This is a genomic window from Ligilactobacillus pabuli (genome assembly GCF_022836475.1).
Taxonomy (GTDB): Bacteria; Bacillota; Bacilli; order Lactobacillales; family Lactobacillaceae; genus Ligilactobacillus; species Ligilactobacillus pabuli.
Map to the genome: position 1 here is coordinate 29,224 of NZ_BQXH01000011.1, position 18,629 is coordinate 47,852.

The 18,629-nt window shown below is 41.8% G+C and carries 18 protein-coding genes and 1 riboswitch; of the genes, 14 read left to right on the top strand and 4 right to left on the bottom strand.

Annotated elements, in window-relative coordinates; translation table 11 throughout:
- Window positions 1-26 precede the first annotated feature (26 nt).
- The 5 genes from LPAF129_RS06540 (at window position 27) to LPAF129_RS06560 (ending at window position 5,921) form a co-directional block, all read left to right on the top strand.
- Complete coding sequence (locus LPAF129_RS06540; RefSeq protein WP_244055364.1) at window positions 27-728, top strand: ABC transporter ATP-binding protein; 702 nt, start codon at window positions 27-29, stop codon at window positions 726-728.
- On the top strand, window positions 729-3,455 hold the full coding sequence (locus LPAF129_RS06545; protein ID WP_244055365.1) for an FtsX-like permease family protein: 2,727 nt from the start codon (window positions 729-731) through the stop codon (window positions 3,453-3,455).
- Between the two features lie 58 nt (window positions 3,456-3,513).
- Window positions 3,514-4,464: a DUF4767 domain-containing protein gene (locus tag LPAF129_RS06550; RefSeq protein WP_244055366.1), complete on the top strand. Its 951-nt coding sequence runs from the start codon at window positions 3,514-3,516 to the stop codon at window positions 4,462-4,464.
- 191 nt (window positions 4,465-4,655) lie between these two features.
- Complete coding sequence (locus LPAF129_RS06555) at window positions 4,656-5,105, top strand: hypothetical protein (RefSeq protein ID WP_244055368.1); 450 nt, start codon at window positions 4,656-4,658, stop codon at window positions 5,103-5,105.
- A 318-nt stretch (window positions 5,106-5,423) separates the two neighbouring features.
- Complete coding sequence (locus LPAF129_RS06560; protein WP_244055369.1) at window positions 5,424-5,921, top strand: DoxX family membrane protein; 498 nt, start codon at window positions 5,424-5,426, stop codon at window positions 5,919-5,921.
- 101 nt (window positions 5,922-6,022) lie between these two features.
- On the opposite strand, the gene LPAF129_RS06565 is transcribed toward LPAF129_RS06560, so the two are convergent.
- The 3 genes from LPAF129_RS06565 to LPAF129_RS06575 all read right to left on the bottom strand — a co-directional run bounded on the left by LPAF129_RS06565 (window position 6,023) and on the right by LPAF129_RS06575 (window position 7,966).
- Complete coding sequence (locus tag LPAF129_RS06565; protein ID WP_244055371.1) at window positions 6,023-6,349, bottom strand: AzlD domain-containing protein; 327 nt, start codon at window positions 6,347-6,349, stop codon at window positions 6,023-6,025.
- The gene (locus tag LPAF129_RS06570) at window positions 6,336-7,043 is read right to left on the bottom strand and encodes an AzlC family ABC transporter permease (protein WP_244055372.1); all 708 of its coding nucleotides are present in this window, start codon (window positions 7,041-7,043) and stop codon (window positions 6,336-6,338) included. The genes LPAF129_RS06565 and LPAF129_RS06570 overlap by 14 nt, the downstream gene beginning before the upstream one ends.
- A gap of 422 nt (window positions 7,044-7,465) precedes the next feature.
- Window positions 7,466-7,966: a hypothetical protein gene (locus tag LPAF129_RS06575; RefSeq protein ID WP_244055373.1), complete on the bottom strand. Its 501-nt coding sequence runs from the start codon at window positions 7,964-7,966 to the stop codon at window positions 7,466-7,468.
- A 185-nt stretch (window positions 7,967-8,151) separates the two neighbouring features.
- Here LPAF129_RS06575 and LPAF129_RS06580 point away from each other — a divergent pair, with 185 nt between their 5' ends.
- From LPAF129_RS06580 to LPAF129_RS06590, 3 genes are all read left to right on the top strand, one after another.
- On the top strand, window positions 8,152-8,643 hold the full coding sequence (locus LPAF129_RS06580; RefSeq protein ID WP_244055374.1) for a hypothetical protein: 492 nt from the start codon (window positions 8,152-8,154) through the stop codon (window positions 8,641-8,643).
- 140 nt (window positions 8,644-8,783) lie between these two features.
- The gene (locus LPAF129_RS06585) at window positions 8,784-9,224 is read left to right on the top strand and encodes a universal stress protein (protein ID WP_244055375.1); all 441 of its coding nucleotides are present in this window, start codon (window positions 8,784-8,786) and stop codon (window positions 9,222-9,224) included.
- 200 nt (window positions 9,225-9,424) lie between these two features.
- Window positions 9,425-10,108, top strand: coding sequence for a GTP pyrophosphokinase (locus LPAF129_RS06590; RefSeq protein ID WP_244055376.1), 684 nt, complete (start codon window positions 9,425-9,427; stop codon window positions 10,106-10,108).
- A gap of 81 nt (window positions 10,109-10,189) precedes the next feature.
- On the opposite strand, the gene LPAF129_RS06595 is transcribed toward LPAF129_RS06590, so the two are convergent.
- Window positions 10,190-12,115 carry a M13 family metallopeptidase gene (locus tag LPAF129_RS06595; RefSeq protein WP_244055377.1) on the bottom strand — a complete coding sequence of 642 codons (1,926 nt, stop codon included), beginning with the start codon at window positions 12,113-12,115 and terminating at the stop codon, window positions 10,190-10,192.
- Between the two features lie 143 nt (window positions 12,116-12,258).
- On the opposite strand from LPAF129_RS06595, the gene LPAF129_RS06600 reads away from it, so the two are divergent.
- The 6 genes from LPAF129_RS06600 to LPAF129_RS06625 all read left to right on the top strand — a co-directional run bounded on the left by LPAF129_RS06600 (window position 12,259) and on the right by LPAF129_RS06625 (window position 18,629).
- Entirely contained in the window at window positions 12,259-12,540 is a 282-nt protein-coding gene (locus LPAF129_RS06600; protein ID WP_244055378.1) for a hypothetical protein, read from the top strand.
- A gap of 222 nt (window positions 12,541-12,762) precedes the next feature.
- Window positions 12,763-13,077 carry a hypothetical protein gene (locus LPAF129_RS06605; RefSeq protein WP_244055379.1) on the top strand — a complete coding sequence of 105 codons (315 nt, stop codon included), beginning with the start codon at window positions 12,763-12,765 and terminating at the stop codon, window positions 13,075-13,077.
- An 843-nt stretch (window positions 13,078-13,920) separates the two neighbouring features.
- A complete protein-coding gene (locus LPAF129_RS06610) occupies window positions 13,921-16,452 on the top strand; it encodes a M1 family metallopeptidase (protein WP_244055380.1) in 2,532 nt (843 codons plus the stop codon).
- 292 nt (window positions 16,453-16,744) lie between these two features.
- A riboswitch (TPP riboswitch) is annotated at window positions 16,745-16,837 on the top strand.
- Window positions 16,838-16,958: 121 nt separating this feature from the next.
- Window positions 16,959-17,159: a sulfur carrier protein ThiS gene (thiS, locus tag LPAF129_RS06615; protein WP_244055383.1), complete on the top strand. Its 201-nt coding sequence runs from the start codon at window positions 16,959-16,961 to the stop codon at window positions 17,157-17,159.
- Window positions 17,160-17,171: 12 nt separating this feature from the next.
- Window positions 17,172-17,813: a sulfur carrier protein ThiS adenylyltransferase ThiF gene (thiF, locus tag LPAF129_RS06620; protein ID WP_244055384.1), complete on the top strand. Its 642-nt coding sequence runs from the start codon at window positions 17,172-17,174 to the stop codon at window positions 17,811-17,813.
- A gap of 45 nt (window positions 17,814-17,858) precedes the next feature.
- Complete coding sequence (locus tag LPAF129_RS06625; protein WP_244055386.1) at window positions 17,859-18,629, top strand: thiazole synthase; 771 nt, start codon at window positions 17,859-17,861, stop codon at window positions 18,627-18,629.

Here is an 18,629-nt window from a genome sequence, read left to right on the forward strand (position 1 = left end):
CTAAAAATCAGGAAAGAGGAAGTTAAGTGGCATATATTGAGCTGGAACATTATTCAAAAATCTTTGGCAGCGGTGAGCGCGAAGTCCGTGCCAATGAGGATATTTCGTTTGAATTAGAAAAAGGGCAATTAATGGTGATCGTTGGTTCGTCTGGTGCGGGTAAGTCAACTTTGTTAAATACTTTAGGTGGCATGGACGCTGCAACGTCAGGAAAAGTTGTGATCAACGGCAAGAATATTGCCGAGTATTCGGAACGTGAATTGACCACCTACCGTAGAAATTCGATTGGATTTGTGTTCCAATTTTATAATTTGATCCCGAACTTAACGACTTTAGAAAATGTGGAGCTGGCTTCAGAAATTTCGCCCGCTGCTTTAGACCCGGCAGAGACTTTGGAACGTGTTGGCTTGGGCAAACGTCAAGATAATTTTCCCGCCCAGTTGTCTGGTGGGGAACAGCAACGCGCATCGATCGCACGAGCAGTCGCTAAGAATCCCGAACTGTTATTGTGCGATGAACCAACTGGGGCACTGGATTATCAGACGGGTAAGACAATTTTGCAGATTTTGCAGGACTTTAGTCATAAAGATGGTAAAACAGTGATCATCGTGACCCATAATGCGGCGATCAAGGCGATGGCTGACCATGTCATTGAAATTGCCGATGGTCAGGTCAAGGAAGATTATTTGAATGAACAACCGACACCCGTTGCTGAAATTGAGTGGTAGGTGAAAAGTGTGCGACGAACTTTAAGAAAAAATATTCTGCGGGAATTTAAGACTTCGTTTCCCCGCTTTATTTCGTTAGCAATTTTACTGGCATTAGGGGCATTTGTGCTGATTGGTTTGAAAATTACTGGGAGTGACATGCGGGCGACGGGTAGGCAGTATTTTGACCAGCATCACATGGCGGACGCGCAAGTCACCAGTGTCGTTGGTTTTAACCAGGCGGACCGCCAGTATTTGGGGCAAATGAAGCATGTTAAACAAGCAGAATTTTCCCGCTATCAAGATGCATTAACTGCCGATACGAGCAAAACGATCCGCTTAAACCAAGCAACCACTAAGCTCTCAGTTTATCGCGTAGTTCAAGGACGGTTACCAAAACGAGCAACAGAAATTGCTTTAAGTAAGTATGAAAAAGGCCGTTACCATGTGGGCCAAACGCTGCATTTGGTGAATAACGATGGTCAAAAACGGATTGCTGGCCTCAAGTATAACCATTATAAAATTGTGGGCTTTGTAACCTCGAGTGATTATTTGCAAAAAGATAATCTGGGTGTTTCTAACGCTGGCAAGGGTCAGATCGATACTTTTGGTGTCTTAACGAAGGCTGGCTTTAGTCGACAAGCACCTAATGTCGCTAAGATCAGTTACGATAATTTACCTCAAGCTAGTTATGACTCGCAGTTTGAAAAGCAGTTAAACAAAAACGTCGATCAGGCTGCTCCTGGTTTGGCAGCACGTGCAGACCGCAGACAGCGCCAACTCAAACAAGAAAAACAGGCAGAAGTCAAGCAAGCACAACAAAAATTAACCCAGCAAGACCAGGCATTGCAGCAGCAAAAAGACCAGTTGGCTCAAGCTAAACAACAGTTAGCAAGCAGCAGCCAAGTCGCTAGCGGTAATGCTCAGGCACAGGCGGGATTAGTGGCCCAGCAGGCACAGTGGCAAGAAAAGTCTGCTCAGCTGCAGACGGCTACGAAAAAATTGACCCAGGCTAAACAACAACTAGCTTCTCAGGCTAAACAAGTCCAACAAATGAGCGGCTTGACCTATCAGCTGCAAGCGCGGAATGATTATAACCAGGGTTATAATCAGTTCGGCGAGGCCGCTGCCCGGATCGATGTCCTGTCAAATACTTTCCCCTTGATCTTTTTTGCGGTCGCAATTTTGGTCACTCTGACCACCATGTCACGGATGGCTGAAGAAAAGCGGACCGATATCGGGGCACTGCGCGCTTTAGGCTACACTAAATTTGATGCTTTAAAACTTTTCTTAGCCTATGGAACGAGTGCCGCTGTTTTAGGAACGGCAGTCGGAAGCTATTTTGGGACCTGGCTGTTGCCGAAAAAGATCTATGCGGCCTACGCGGCTAATTTAGCAGTGCCGACCTTACAGACGCCGCCATCGTGGCGCTGGATCGGGTTAAGTTTGCTGTGTGCATTGTTGTGCACGGTGGTGCCGGCAGTTTATGTTGTCTGGCACGCTCTACAAGAACAACCAGCTGCGCTCTTAGTGGAAAAGCCGCCGCGGGCCGGATCAAAAGTTTTGTTAGAAAAACTGCCCTGGTTGTGGCGTCGACTGTCATTTAACCAGAAGGTGACCTTCCGTAACCTCTTTAGGTATAAGAGTCGGATGTTTATGACGATCATCGGGATCTTTGGCTGTACGGCTTTGTTGATCACTGGTTTTGGCATGCGTGATTCGATCAATGGAATTATCGAAAATCAGTATCAGAAAATTACCCACTATGATGTAGTTGGCATTTATGATCCAAACGCTAGTGCTAACCAGCAACAGGCTTACCGCAAAAAAGCAGCTACATTAGCAGGGGTCAAACAGCATGCGAGTGTTTATTTTGAATCAACTACTGCTCGGCCTAAGGGATTGGTTAACAACCAGCAAGTCTCCTTGATCGTTCCACAACACGAACGAGGCTTCAGTGACTTTATTAGTCTGTTAGACCAGGATACTCAACGGCAGCTGAAATTACCGGCAAACGGCGCTGTGATCACTAGCAAGCTGGCTAAACTGGGTCACTATCAGGTCGGGGACCGGATCAATGTTACAGATAGCTCGGGCCGCACCAAATCGTTGAAAATTGGTGGGATCGCCTTGATGTATGCTGGACATGATATTGTGTTATCCAGTCGCTATTACCGGCAGGTTTTTGGCAAACAGGTCAAATATAACGCCCAGATCTTAAATTTGAAGGATCGGTCGGCTCATAATATTGACCGAGTCTCGCGGACGTTGAATAGTCAGGCAGCCGCAGTAACGGCGGTCCAGTCTAACCAAGCAAAAACAGCGATTAACACCGTGCTAGATGGGCTGAATAATATTGTCTTTATTATCGTTTTGGCTTCTTCGGCTCTATCATTTGTTGTGTTATTTACTCTGACTAATATTAATGTTTCGGAACGGACCCGGGAACTGGCTACTTTACGCGTGCTGGGCTTTTATCAACGAGAAACGGTTCTGTATATTTACCGTGAAACGGCGATTTTAACGGTGCTCGGGGTCTTAGTGGGCTTTGGCGGCGGTTATTACTTGCACCATTTCATTATGGAAACTTTACCGCCGAATAATGCGATGGCGGAAATGACACTGCACCTCAGCAACTTCGGTTTATCAACAGCTTTGACCTTACTATTTTCAGTGATCGTGATGGTCATTATGATCCGTAAAATTCGGCAGATCGATATGTTGGGGGCACTAAATTCTGCGGATTAGTTCTTTTGTCTGTCAGCAAAACGGCTATTTCTTGATTTTAATTAAGGGGGAATTTTAAATGGAAATAAAGCGTAGTTTAAAAGCAATAATGCTGTTTGGTGTTAGTGTATTGGTGTTAACAGGTTGTAGTCAAACTAAGTCTAATGGTAGTGATTCTAGTACTTCAAGTCATAAAGTGAGCCAGAAAGCTGATAGCAGCAAAAAGACAGAAAAAAAGGAGTCTGCTTCTTCTAACCAAGAAAGCTCTAACCAGGAAAGTCAGACTGCTTTATGGAATGACCATCAGGATGATTTGTTAACGCAATTCATTAATCAGTGGGCGCCAAAAATGAATCAGGAATATACTAAATATGACGGTGAGGCTTCTTTAAAAGTTTCAACGGGTACAGTTTATCCTGATGACTTATCTAAAGTTATGGTTAATGGTAACAAAACGACAATCGGTATGAGTAAAGATGGCAACGGGGAGAACGAATATAATGTTGTAGCAATTTATAACTATGACGGGACCAAGCCGCCTTTACCCAATCATATTACCTATATTTTTGCGTTCCGAGGTGATCAACCAGTAGCCTTGGTTGACCAAAGCAGAGATGGAGTTCCAGACTTAAGGCCAACACAAAATACAGAGGTACAGAAAAGCTTTGCCCAAATTGCAAATCAGAGTGACTTCGCAAAAAGTGAGGATGAAGAGCAAACAAATAATAAACAAGCTAAAGATGGCAGCGATAATATTAAACCTATCACTGACAGGAGCGAAGCAATTGCAATCGCGTCTAAAGCTTTTTCGAGTGTTGAAGGTCATACCGCTGAAAATAATATTGAGCCTTCGACTGGACCAGAGCCAGATGGAAGCTATATCTTGAAAACATACAGTGGAGCAAAAGGACTTGATATTTATACAATTAAGCCGTTAGCTGATAATAAAGCTGCTGTAAATGCACGATATGGTAGTGTGCAAGGTGGGGAGTTTAATGATGCAGGTACGAAAATCGTAGAACGACCATAATAATCTTGCCATGGCAACAGCTTTGACCTTGCAGTTCAAGCTTGAAAAAAGTAATTCCTAATTTCCAGTCAGATTAATTTGCATTCAGGCTGTTTTGGGTTAAAATATAGCCAAATTATTTAAATTTGAAACAAACTGAGATGGAGCAGCAAGTTAAAATGTGCTGTCAGCATTTCATGGAGGTGTTTTTCTTGGAATATCAATTTCCTCTGAGTGTCCTTGATCCGCATACCGAGTTGATCGATCAACGGCAATTAAATGAACTGTTAAAAAAGGATTTTCAAAATGTTCAAATTTTGATGCAGCATGTTAAACAAGCAGCGTTTGCTTTGGAACAGTATGTGCAAGAAAAGCTGACGGTAGAACAGCTGCGCCAAGTAACCCGTCCCGCGATTCGCGGATTGTTAGACCAGCGTAATTTAGAAGAACATGCCCAAATTTTTGCGGAGATGCATGTGGTTGATCAGCTTAAAGCCCAGTTAGATCTAACTGGGTTGCGTGAATTAGGAATCGTGACCGATTATGAATATGAACGGATCACTTCAGGCAAATTACTGTTACGTTCCCGTCAAGATCGGCTTAATTTTGAAAATGAAGTAGGAGAGTATGCCTTAGAAGAAGATTTCGGCCATCTAAATTAATATAATTCCCATCAATTAAGGAGTTTACGCCCTAAAAAACAGCGTGAACTCCTTAATTTATGCCAAAAGGTGCCGGTTTCATCGAAGATTGTGCACAATATAATAAGCAGATTTTTCTTCACAATTTAATTTTATGAATTGACAAGCAAAAGCTTATTTAAAAAAATAAACCATTTTTAAAAGTGTTGTGTAACAGTCATTTCACAAATTAAATCGTTTAAAATGTAAAAAATATTTGATATTTTTAATTTTTTTGATATGTGATAAAATGAAGTTGCATTAATTTTACATTTATTTAATTTTCGGGAGGAATTATTTATGGTTAAATGGTTACGCGACAGTAAGAGTGGCATGTGGGTCGTCACAATTATCCGTCTTTATCTAGGTTTCGAATGGTTTATGGATGGCTGGGGCAAAGTTACCGGCGGTTTCAGTGCTAAAGGTTTCGTCGCTCATGCAATTTCAAGTCCTGTTATGGATCCTCACGGTGCAGCAGCTTTTCCATGGTACACACCTTTCTTGAAAGCGTTTGTTATGCCAAACATGGGCTTCTTTAGTTTCATGGTTGCCTGGGGTGAATTATTAGTTGGCCTTGGTTTATTACTTGGTACATTGACAACAGCTGCAGCATTCTTTGGTTTGTTGATGAACTTTGCTTACATCTTTGCTGGCACAATTTCAGTTAACCCAACTTACATTATTCTTGGTTTCATTATTTTAGTTGCTGGTTACAATGCTGGTAAAATTGGCTTGGATCACTGGGTCGTACCATTCCTACGTGACAAGATGCCATGGCTGAAACGCTCAGTCGAATAAATTTACAATAATAATTTTCATTAAAAAAACGAACTTTTTCTCTGTGAGAAAGGGTTCGTTTTTTTGCGACTTAAAAGCTAAAAAGACATTAACTTATTTTATTATAATAACAAATTGACGATGGCCGCCGAAACAATTCCGACGACCACGATCACCAGTAAATTTTTTGAAATGATCGCCGCTAGAACAGTCGGCAGTGAGGACCATAAGTTAACGTAATCGATAGTAGGAAAGTGGCCGAGATGTGGAATGAAAATTTGCTGGAACCATAAAGCTGCCATAATGGTCACTGGAACAAAGCTTAGAAATTCAATAATTGCAGGAGATAAAGTCAGCTTTTTTAAAATGACAAAGGGAATGACACGGGAAAGCCAGGTAACTAAGCCAGTTCCAAAGATAGTCCAAAGAATAAAGTTAACGGTGGGCATGTTTCAAAATCACTCCTAACAGACAACCAAGCAGAGTAACGACTAAAATCAATAGATTGGCAGGAATAAAAATCATGCCAAAGTAAGTTAAAGCTAAGGTGAATAAAACTAGGATCAATTGGAGTGAAATCGTCAGACTTTGATCCGAAATAATTTGTAAGTAAAGTAAACCGATAAACATGGCAGTGATGGCAAAACCAAAGCCAAACTGCTCGGGACTGGTAATAAACGAGCCCAATAAAGCACCTAGCCCAGTACCTGCGACCCAAGTTAAATAAGAAGCAAGGTTGACAGTGTTAAACCAAGTGAAGTTCAGGGTTTTTTGAGTATAGTTGAGTTTGTTCATACCTAAAGCGAAACTTTCGTCGGTCAGAAAGGTCCCAAGCACAATGTTTTTCCAATTCGAGTCATTTTTAAAGTAAGGGCTAAGGGTGGTTCCCATTAGGATCATCCGAGCGTTAACTAAAAAAACTGAAAAAATGATGGAAAGCAACGGACTGTGGTTAAGCAACATGGTGACTAGTACGAATTGTGCGGAGCCGGCATAGACAAAAGTTGAAATCATGAGCGTCAGCAGAACAGATAGGCCCGCTGCCCGACTAACGAGACCGAAGGCAATTCCGATTCCAATGTAGCCTAAGACAGTGGGCAAGACATCTTGTAAGGCCGAACGAACGGTTAAGTGAGAATGCAAAAAAGGACCCCCCTAATAATCACAGAGCGGAGTGAAACGGGAGAAAGCGAGCATCATCGTGCTAAGCGAGAAGATCACGATTTTCAGTGATGTGCTGGCTTTAGCTGGATAAGCGGAACCTCTTGTCCCACGTAGCTCGACTAAAAAACACAGAGCGGAGCAAAGCGGTAGAATTTGAGCACTATCGGAGCTTGGCCTTTAATGCGTTTTAGGCATTGAAGGTTGAGCTTGGATAGGCGGAGAGTTCTGCTTTGAGTAGCTCGACTAAAATTCCAGAGCGCTTAACTCTCATTTAGTACTAAAAAACTCAATTTATATCTAATAAATACATTAAAAATATTTTAATCTACTTGTTATAAAAAAACAAGACCAGGATGCCGGCGTGAAAGACACGGGGCACCTTGGTCTTGTGAGGTAATTTGTTATTTTAAGTGACTTTTTAGGATCCACTGATCTTCAATTTCAGGAATTTTTAGTTCAACGCGATCCATAATACTATGATAGAGAGTCCGCTGGATAAAGACTGACCGGACATCTAAGTCAAAACTAGGCAAGGTGAAGGTTAAACCGCAGCCCATATATTCCATGGATACGATCCGGACGTTATCAAAAACTGCGAGAGTTTCCATTGCCTTGTCTTCTCGATAGTAACTATCTAATTCTTTATTTAGTTGAATAACTAATGGGTCTTCAGAGTTAATTTTTTTCCGTGAGTCGAAACGAATGCCAGAAAGTCCTTGATCAAATCCGGTTCCGCCGTCGTCAATGAACTTTCTAAGCTGTCGGTAAACTTCGGTGATACCTTCTTTTTCAAAACCTGAACCAATATATTCTGTAGCAACTTCGTGGACGATCTCATTTTCGTCGGCAGTGATGATCTCATTGGCCACGGAAATAATTTGTTTTAATGAAACGTTATTCACAGGAATGCCTCCTCGTTTCTCTCCTAATTAGTATGGTTATCCTTATTATAACAAATGAAAATTACATGTCACTGACTGGCAACGCTTTTACTAAACAAATTTGTGTTAAAACTAGTGCTGACAATGATAAGATAAAGTTGAGCGAAGCTACAGCTAATTTAGTGAAGAAAGAAGCGCAACTTATTATGAACTTAAAAAATTACCGGCCAGTGATGACAACTCATTATACTTTAGACTGGCTGAATGCCTTTAAACTTAAGGATATTCATCATTTACGAGAAGTTGAGCTGCAGCAGCGCCAACCGCTAGTGCAAACGGCCAGCTTTGTTAATCAGGCGATGAGTCAGTTGATGCATGGTAAAACTGCGATTTGGGGAATTAAGCAGACTAATAGTGACCAGTTTTTGGGAACTTTTTCGTTATTTCAAATTGATTTGCCAAACCGGGCAGCCACGGTCCAAGCTAGCTTATTGATGGAAGGGTCACAGACGGAATTATTGACAGAGGTTGTTCCGCATATTTTAAGAATGCTGCAAACAGACCTGAAATTTCAAACGATTTTTGTCCCTCAAGTTCAAGAAAAACAATTTGCACCGGCTTTGGCCGAACTTAAATTTGAAAAATCTTTGCAGCAAAAACAGCCGCAAATTGTTGAATATAGTTATCAACTTAAGTGAAAAAACAGTGGCAGTCAGAAACTAGCAAGTCGCGTTGAATTTCTTTAGAATTTGGCGGTGAAGTGCTATGATTAAAGTGATAAGGAATGATGAAATAGTCGCTAATTTAGCACTGTCATTCAAAATAAGGAGATGTTTTAATGGCTGAAAGAGAAATGAAGTTTCACAGAGTTTTAGTAGGGGTCGACGATTCACATGATGCATTACTGGCGTTTTATTACGCAGTGCGTTATGCCGCCGAAAATGATGCGGAATTGTTCATTGTTTCTGTGTTGGAAAGCGATGATCTGAATATTTATCAAGCACTTGATGATGATTATATTCACGGTGAGCGGAGCCAAGCTGAAGAACATATTTTGGATTTCAAGCAACAGGCTTATGATTCTGGCGTTAAAAAAGTCACCACACTAATTGCGGAAGGCGATGCAGGTAAGACAATCGTGAAGGACGTTATTCCACACGTTCAGCCTGATTTATTAGTGATCGGTTCGTTTGACAAGCCGGGAATTGCCCGTCGTTTTGGTAGTCAAGCAGCTTATATGTCTAAATATGCACCATGTTCGGTCTTAGTGATCAGATAGTTGAGCGTTAATAAATGGCTGTAGGGATCAGTGATGATTGTTACAGCCTATTTTTTTGGCAATGATGGTCGTCTCGAGCATTTTTGAGACTTTAAATTTGTTCAAATAATGTTGCTGCGAGCCCTGCCGGCGAGAAAATGATGGTATTCTATCTTAGTAGAAAAAGCGAGTTAGTTTAACCTTTGAATGGAGCAGAGTAAATGATTTTACGAAGAAGTAATTTTTTGAATTTAGCCGAGACACAACGTCAAATGGAACAGTCTGGCTTGAAAGAACGAATTGATGATTTTCAAATGATCACTCAGATCTATTTATTACGACGTTTGGCTTTGAACGAAGTTGGGACTAAACTAGAAAATTTGGACGATGAATATTCAGCGTTGCATGCCCATAACCCAATTCACCACATGGAAGAGCGACTAAAAAGTCCAGCTAGTTTGATTGAAAAAATGGAACGTAAAGGCTATGGAGTGACGATACAGGCAATTGAAGCGAACATCTTTGACATTGCTGGTATCCGGGTGATTACCAATTATATTGATGATATTCATCGAGTAGAGGATGCGCTGATTAGTCAGGATGACATTACGTTATTGAAACGCAAAGATTATGTTGGTAAGCCTAAAGAAAATGGCTATCGAAGTTTACACTTGGTAGTTTCGGTCCCTGTCTTTTTGGCTGAAGGAAGTCAAAAAGTTCCAGTTGAAATTCAGATCAGAACGATTGGGATGGACATGTGGGCAAGTTTGGAACATAAACTGCGTTATAAAAACCACATCGATGCCGAAAAAGCACAAACATATGCAGGCGAATTAAAAGATACCGCCCGAGAATTGAATCAAATCGAGGCACGCATGCAAGGTATCTACCACGATTTATTGTAAGCAGGACCAACATAGTTTCTTCAACAAAAAATACGTTGTGCAGCCAGCCATTAGAGCTGAAGCACAACGTATTTTTTATTTTTACCAGATGTTGACCCGTTGATCTTCTGGCAAGTACATGCCATCGCCAGGTTTAATGTCAAAGACTTCGTAGAATTCTGTTAAATTCTTGGGCTGCACATTTGCTCGCAACACATTCGGTGAGTGCACATCAATACTTAACAAGAGTTTCTCTCGTTCTAAGGACGATTTCATCCGCCAGATCCGACTCCAGTTGAGGAAGAAGGCCTTGAGATCAACGTCATCTTCACCTTTGGCCGCTGCAAGTGCACAGCTTAAGCCCCCAGCGTCTGCGATGTTTTCTGAAACAACCAGTTTGCCGTTAACTTTACCAGCTGGTGTTTCTAAGCCGTCAAACTGGTCGATTTCTTCTTGTGCTAAAGCTTTAAAGTGCTTCATGTCATCTTCAGTCCACCAGTTGTGTAAGTTACCGACTTCATCAAATTGTGCCCCGTTATTATCAAAGGCATGTGAAATTTCATGGGCGATCACTGCGCCAATTCCACCGTAGTTTTCACTAGAGTTCTGGTTTAATGAGTAGAATGGTGCTTGTAAAATTGCTGCCGGGAAGACGATCACGTTAAACTGTGGGTTGTAGTAAGCATTGACCATATGAGCTGGCATTTCCCAGCGAGTCCGGTCAACTTCCTTACCCCACCGACTGTAATGGTCAGCTAAAACGATTTTAGTAAAGCGTTCGTCATTTTCGTAGAGACTCTCTGTTGGGTCGACCACGAATTTTTTGTAGAGAGGATCAAGTTCATCAGGATAACCAACTTGAATTCCCAGCGTACTGAGTTTAGTGACGGCTTTTTTCTTAGTATCAGCACTTAACCAATCATTGTTTGCTAAACGGTGTTGGTAAACGGCGACCATTTTTTCGACCATTTGTTGGACGTCTTTTTTGGCAGCTTCGCCAAAGTATTTGTGAGCGTAATACAAGCCGACGACCTGACTGAACTGGCCAGTCGCAAAGTAATAGGCTGACTTTTGTTGGCTCTTGGGTTCTTTTGAACCGGAGAGAGCACGACCGTATTCACCACCGACGATGCGGGCTTCATCACTTAAGAGTCCAGAAGTACCGACTAAGCGTTTGACAAACAACCAGTTTTTCATGTCTGTAAAAGTCTGGTCGTTGACTAAGTCATCTAGCGCAGCGTAAAATTTGGGCTCGCTGACAATAACTTGGTCAGGAGTGGCATTGATCAGTTGTTTGGCAAAACCAGCTAAATCAATGTTAGAACTTAATTGACTGAAGTCTTCGAGGGTGTAGCGGTTATAATCTTTCGCGTAATCGGCACGTTCAGTACTATCTTTTTCATATGGGGCTAAACTCCGGTCGAACTTCAAGGCGCCTTCTAGCGTAGCTTTAGCGAAGTCATCCTCATATCCAGCAAGTTTGAACAGTTTTAAAACCATCTGTGAGTAGACGGCTAGTAAAGCATCGGCCTGTTCATTACCGTCTTCGTAGTAGGTTTTGTCTGGCAAAATTAATGATGGGACCTCAGCGTTTAGCGCATAATGCTGAGTGTCTTTCATATCTGGGCCAACGTAGAGTTCGAAAGGTGAAGCATTACCGCTCATTGTTAAGTCATAGAGGTGGGCTTGCCAGTCGGCTAAATCAGTGAGTTGTGCGATTTGGTCGAGTGATTGTTTAACTGGACTAAAACCAGCGGCATCCCGTTGCTTGAAGTCAGCGACGATGCGGTAATATTTGACAAATTCTTGTAAGTATTGGTCATCTGTTGTAGCTGTGCCATCTAGCAGTTCGCCGAAGTCACGCATTAATGTTTCTTCGATCTGGTCTGCCAAATCAGCGAAGCCGCCAGTCGTTGCCTTGTCGGCAGGAATTTGAGCAGTTTTTAACCATTCACCATTCACAGCTTGATAAAGGTCATCTTTTAGTAAAGCAGTATTGATTGTATCTGACAAAATAAATACCCCCATTTTTTTGTGATTAATAATGCAGTTGCAACTATTCTAAACTATTGCTGGCACTAAGTGAAGTAGTTGGGCTTGGCCTGATTGACAATGAGACATTTTTGCCTCAGACTTAAAAGGGAGTTTTCTACATAAAAGGGGGAGAACCGATGAAGTACTTCATGTTAATTGTTGGACTACTCATCCTGGTCTTTGCAGTAGTTTTTTTGCGAATTACTTTTTTGACTGGGAAAAAACGGCAGCGAATTTTGGATGAAGGACTTGGTTTTGATAATTTTGAACTGCTTTTTCTGTTGATCAAAATCAGTGACTGGCTGGGGCAAAAGATCCACTTGAAATACTTAGGCAATGTTTTGTCGTTTCTGATTGGACTTATACTGTTAGCCGGCGGTTTCTTGTTAGAATTTATTATTGTACGGAGCTTCTTTTAGTGACATGACTCTAGCAACTAAATTTGAAAAACTTTGAAAAACCGGGTAGAAAGTCTTGAAAAATTCAAGAAAAGAACTATACTTAAATTGTACAAGTTCAGTAAATCACAATTAAAAACGTTAGAGATATATAGGCGAAAAAAGAACTGACTCTTTTGTGAAATGCTGATGATAGCTGATTGTTTCAGCGATGGAAGTGTTCATATTAGAGGAGGAAGTACAATGTGTGAGAATGCTTTAAGTTTTTTACGGTGGTTTTTCAATGAGTTTTCACCTGAATTCACAAATGTAGCTTTAAGAGTTAACGTTTTAAAAATGAATCGAACTTTAACTGGTTTAGTTGATCAACAACAAGCTAAACAGGACTTGGCAACTTACCAGCACTTGGTAGCAGTTGCACAGAAAAACTGTCCATTAGTTGACCAGGCTTTGTGTTGTCTGGGCTTTGAAAAGAGCTATCGTGATTTTGATCAATTTGATCAAGAATATTTAGCTTATATCTTGAAGTTTGGGCAAAATCACGCAGTGACACTTTAAAAATAACTAAGGTAAAGGCAATGATCAGAAGTGAGTTGCCATTCAACTCGTCGCTAGCCCTCGCATCTAGTGAAAAAAATAACCACCCCTATATCAGGTAGGGGTGGTTATTGCGTCTTTGTACAAAATCTATTTTCGAGTTGCAAACGCATTCTAACATGCTGTTAGGAGCAAGTTAATTTATAATGTTGCTGCTCTAACTACACACATTCGTAGTCGCAGCGAATGTAAAAAAAGCCTCAGTCTATTCGCATTAGGCTGGGGCTTTGTGTCGTTCTAAAACGTCTTTTATCTCATTTTGCAGGTTTATTATAACATGCTATAAAAGGCATAACAATTGATAGAGAATCACTGGTAATATTAACTTTTTGTGGATAAATTTTAGAAACTGTAATTACGCTTTGAAAGGACGAATATTTTAAATTCTTTGTTTAGAATCAGCATTAAGAGAGCAACTGCAGAAAAATTTAATGAAAATCAGCTGACAGATAAGAGTAATGGATAGCATTATTAGTTAATGATGTCGTATAATTAGATTATTATGTTAAAATATTAAAAAATGAGAACGCAGCTTATTTTTAGTCGAGCTCCACAATCCAGAAGATTCCGCCTAACCTACTTTTAGGCACAATGCCAAAACCGCATTATGTCTAAAAGCTTGTTAGTGCTCATCTTCTAACCGGATTGTTCCGCTCTGTTATTAGTCGAGCTCCGTGAGACAGAAAGTTCCGCCCATCCAAACTCAGGGTTAATGCCTAAAGCGCATTAACTCCTGAGTTCCGATGGTGCTCGTTTTCTCCCGTTTCACTCCGCTCTGTTATTTCATATAGGAGGTATTTTATATTGTCACGTTTATTTGAAAAGTTCCAACCTAGTTTGTACCAAGTTTACTTAGATATCGATCGCGCTGCTAAAGTAATCAGCGGCCAAACCACCATTACTGGCCTTGCCCAAAGTTCTCAAATCGCGGTGAACCAGAAGTTCTTACAGGTGTCTGCCGTTAAATTGGCGGAACAAGAATTGAACTTTACGACCGATGATGCAGAGGAAGTACTGACGATTGATTTGCCGCAGACCGGTGAAGTGACTTTAACGATCGATTATACAGCACCCTTGACAGATACAATGATGGGAATCTATCCTTCATACTACCAAGTCAACGGGGAAAAGAAGCAGTTGATCGGTACGCAGTTTGAAACGACTGCTGCCCGCCAGGCCTTTCCATGTATTGATGAACCTGCCGCTAAAGCCGAATTCGAACTAGCCATTAAGTTTGACGAGCAAGCTGGTGAAACAATTATCGCGAACATGCCAGAAGCTAAAGTTGAAGATGGCGTGCATTACTTTGAACGAACAGTTAAAATGTCGACTTACTTAGTGGCTTTTGCTTTTGGCGAAATGCAAAGCAAATATACCAAGACTAAGAGCGGCGTTCAAATTGGCGTCTTTTCAACTAAGGCGCACCAAGAAAATGAATTAGATTTCCCATTAGACATTGCCAAACGTTCGATTGAATTTTTCGAAGACTTCTATCAAACACCATATCCGCTAGCACACTCATGGCAGTTAGCGTTGCCTGATTTCTCAGCCGGTGCGATGGAAAACTGGGGCTTGGTAACTTATCGTGAAGCATACTTGGTCTTAGATCCAGACAACACTTCCTTAGAAACTAAGGAATTAGTTGCGACAGTGATCGCTCATGAGTTAGCTCATCAATGGTTTGGTGATTTAGTCACGATGCAGTGGTGGGATGACCTCTGGTTGAATGAAAGTTTCGCTAACATGATGGAATATGTGGCGATCGATGCCTTAGAACCAGACTGGCATATTTGGGAACTTTTCCAAACTTCCGAAGCGTCTTCTGCTTTACAACGTGATGCGACCGATGGGGTTCAGTCCGTGCATGTTCAGGTGGAAAAACCAGCTGAGATCGACGCAATTTTTGATGGTGCGATCGTGTACGCTAAAGGTTCACGGATGTTAGTCATGGTTCGGGCCTTGATTGGTGACGATGCTTTACGTCAGGGTTTGAAGGCGTACTTCGAAGCGCATCAATACGGAAATGCATCCGGAGCTGATTTGTGGGACGCTTTGGGCAAAGCAGCCGGGATCGACTTAGCAGCGATCATGAATACCTGGCTGGAACAACCTGGCTATCCAGTGGTTAGCGCGAGTGTAGTAGATGGCAAATTAACGTTGAGCCAACAACAATTCTTCATTGGTGCTGGTCAAGAAGTTGGTCGGACTTGGCAAATTCCATTAAACGCTAATTACGATGCTGTGCCACAAATTATGGCAGAACGCACTGTAACTGTGGGTGACTACCAAGAACTACGTCAAGCAGCGGGTAAACCATTCCGCTTAAACCTTGAAAATGGGTCACACTTTATTGTGAAATACGACCAAACCTTACTGCAAGATATTTTGGATAATAGCAGTGATTTAGATGCGATTTCTCAGTTACAGTTATTACAAGATCTCCGTTTATTAGCTGAAGGTCGGCATATTTCATACGCAGATGTCGTGCCATTGTTGCCACGTTTTGCGGACAGTCATTCTAACGTTGTGAACGCAGCTTTGTACCAAGTTGCTGGCAACTTGAAGAAGTTTGTTACTCCTGATTCACAGGAAGAAACTGAATTACGGCAGTTATTTGACCGCCTCAGCAGTGCGCAGGTGCAACGTTTAGGCTGGCAACCACAAGCTGGTGAATCAATTGATGACCAGTTAACACGCCCATATGTTTTGCACGCTGCTTTGTACGCTAAAAACCAGACTGCAATTGCAGCAGCGCATGAACTCTTTACTGCAAATCAATCAGCATTAGTTTCTTTACCAGCTGATATTCGAGTTTATGTTTTGGAAAATGAAGTACAAAACTATAGTAGTGCTGCACTGTTTGACCAACTGCTAACAGACTACACACAAACAGCTGATGGCAGTTATAAAAATGACATTGCCGCTGTCTTACCAATGACACCGGACAAAGATCTGTTAGCTAAAATCGTCGCTGCATATGAAAACAGTGAAATTATTAAGCCCCAAGATTTGCGTGCTTGGTATCGTGGCGTTTTGGCTAACGATGCTGGACAACAACTCGCATGGGACTGGATCAGAAATGACTGGTCTTGGTTAGAAAAAACAGTCGGCGGCGACATGGAATTCCCAACATTCATTACTGTTACGGCCGGTGTCTTTAAGACGCCAGAACGTTTGGCAGAGTTCAAGGAATTCTTCGAACCACAACTTGAAACAGCCGGTTTGACTCGTGAGATCCAGATGGATACTAAGGTGATCGAAGGACGAGTAGCTTTGATTGAAGATGAAAAAGCAGCTGTGAACCAAGCAGTTGCTGCAATCATCAGTGCTGACTAAAGCTGGTTAATGCAAAATAAAAAAGGTATCGTAAAACGCTGATTTGGAGTGTTTTACGGTACCTTTTTGTGCTGACCAGAGTTAGGTTGTTTTGTTTCAAATCAGGCAGTTAAACTGTGTTTGAAAAGTTAATGTACCATCTAATTTCAAGTGAAATTGAGCAGGTCTTAGACCAGGGACAGATGGTAGCCAAAGAAAAACTTTAGCCGACTGTTTTTTCACGAAAAAAAAAAAGCTTGACAGCGCCTCCATAATAGTTTGATAATGGGAGTATCATTTAAATAAATCATTATAAGTTCGTCTGAGGTGCCAGAAATGGCTGAGATCATACTCATTGAACCTGATGTAGTTTATACTACCGGAGGAAGAGCGAGTTATAAGTTAACGTATGCTAAACTAGAGCCTTCTTTCAGACATGAGAGGAGACTCTTTTTGTGTGGAAGCAGTGCGGGCAACGTTTGCTCAAATCCCTCTTTCTTCGGTCAATGAAGAAGGGGGATTTTTTGATGGTAACAGTGAATGGAACGAAAGAAGAAGGCAAGGCAGGGTTGTCAGTTGCTGATTTATTGGCACAACGAGCAGTCGCAGTAGAAAATGTGGTGGTGGAATTGAACGGCGAAATTATTCACCGTGCAGAATTTGCCCAGACACAGTTAAAAGATAACGACAAAGTAGAATTGATCTCATTTGTCGGCGGCGGACGTTAGGGGGAACAAAAATTGACAGAATTAAAACTGCAAGGTGTTCCGGTTAACGACGTTTATACCGGAATGAAGGAACGAAACGTTAAAGATTCAACGGCTAAATTAGCGGCGGCACACGTCACAATTGCTGGCTGCGGTGGTTTGGAAACTAACATTTCACTGGCATTAACGAGAATTGGAGTCGGTCATTTAACATTGATCGATTTTGACGAAGTAGAACTGAGCAATTTAAACCGGCAACAATTTAAATTCAGCCAGGTGGGAATGCCTAAGGTTCAAGCAATGAAGCAAAACCTGCAAGAAGTTAACCCATTTGTGACCGTAGATGCAATTCAAACGGAAGTTACCGCTGAAAATGTGCCCGAACTATTTGCGGATGCGGATATCATCTGTGAAGCCTTTGATAATCCAGCTGCTAAAGCATTACTGTTGGAAAATGCTAGTACAGAATTTCCAGAGAAACCGCTTGTGATGGGAACTGGAATGGCCGGAATACATAGCTCAAACGAGATCACCACCAAACATTTGCGTGAGAATCTTTACATCGCGGGCGATGGTGTTTCCAAGGGGATGGAAGGCTTAATGGCACCGCGGGTCATGATCTGTGCTGGTCATGAAGCCAACATGATCACTCGTTTGATCCTTGGCGCAGAATAAAAACTTAGTTGCAACAGAACTGACTGATAAATGGAGGAATTTAAAATGACAGAAGATTTATTAACAATTGGTGGTCACACCTTTTCATCACGTTTTATTTTGGGCTCAGGCAAATATTCATATGACTTGATCGACGCTGCGGTTAAAAATGCTCAGGCACAAATCATTACCATGGCCTTGCGTCGGAATGTCAGCGCAGAAGAAAATATTTTGAACTATATTCCAGCAGACGTCACGATCTTACCAAATACTTCCGGTTCAACCACTGCCGAAGAAGCAATTCGGACTGCCCGTATCGCCCGTGAATTAAGCGGCAGTGACTTTGTTAAGCTGGAAGTTGTTCCCGATAAGAAATACTTAATGCCAGATAACTACGAAACATTAAAGGCGACAGAAGTATTGGCTAAAGAAGGCTTTATCGTGATGCCGTATGTGCTGCCAGACCTAAATGTTGCCCATAGTTTGGTTGATGCCGGAGCTGCCACAGTGATGCCATTAGCTGCACCAATTGGCACTAATAAAGGATTAGCTACGAAGGATCTGATTCAAATTTTGATCGACGAAATTGATGTCCCAGTCATCGTTGATGCCGGGATCGGTCGTCCAAGTCAAGCAGCCGAAGCAATGGAAATGGGTGCGGACGCGATCATGGCGAATACTTCGATGGCAACTGCCGGCAACATTCCATTGATGGCAGAAGCTTTCCGTTTGGCAGTCGAAGCTGGGCGCAAAGCATATCTTGCTCAACCAGGACGTGTGATCGAACATGGTGCAGTAGCTTCTTCACCAGTGAAAGGTGTTAGCCAGAAAGGTTAA

Bases quoted from the DNA above. Each gene is read 5' to 3' on its own strand.
- LPAF129_RS06625 (WP_244055386.1), top strand. From the start codon at position 17,859: ATGACAGAAGATTTATTAACAATTGGTGGTCACACCTTTTCATCACGT.
- LPAF129_RS06560 (WP_244055369.1), top strand. From the start codon at position 5,424: ATGGTTAAATGGTTACGCGACAGTAAGAGTGGCATGTGGGTCGTCACA.
- thiS (WP_244055383.1), top strand. From the start codon at position 16,959: ATGGTAACAGTGAATGGAACGAAAGAAGAAGGCAAGGCAGGGTTGTCA.
- LPAF129_RS06565 (WP_244055371.1), bottom strand. From the start codon at position 6,349: ATGCCCACCGTTAACTTTATTCTTTGGACTATCTTTGGAACTGGCTTA.
- LPAF129_RS06595 (WP_244055377.1), bottom strand. From the start codon at position 12,115: ATGGGGGTATTTATTTTGTCAGATACAATCAATACTGCTTTACTAAAA.
- LPAF129_RS06580 (WP_244055374.1), top strand. From the start codon at position 8,152: ATGAACTTAAAAAATTACCGGCCAGTGATGACAACTCATTATACTTTA.
- LPAF129_RS06600 (WP_244055378.1), top strand. From the start codon at position 12,259: ATGAAGTACTTCATGTTAATTGTTGGACTACTCATCCTGGTCTTTGCA.
- LPAF129_RS06550 (WP_244055366.1), top strand. From the start codon at position 3,514: ATGGAAATAAAGCGTAGTTTAAAAGCAATAATGCTGTTTGGTGTTAGT.
- LPAF129_RS06605 (WP_244055379.1), top strand. From the start codon at position 12,763: ATGTGTGAGAATGCTTTAAGTTTTTTACGGTGGTTTTTCAATGAGTTT.
- LPAF129_RS06585 (WP_244055375.1), top strand. From the start codon at position 8,784: ATGGCTGAAAGAGAAATGAAGTTTCACAGAGTTTTAGTAGGGGTCGAC.
- LPAF129_RS06590 (WP_244055376.1), top strand. From the start codon at position 9,425: ATGATTTTACGAAGAAGTAATTTTTTGAATTTAGCCGAGACACAACGT.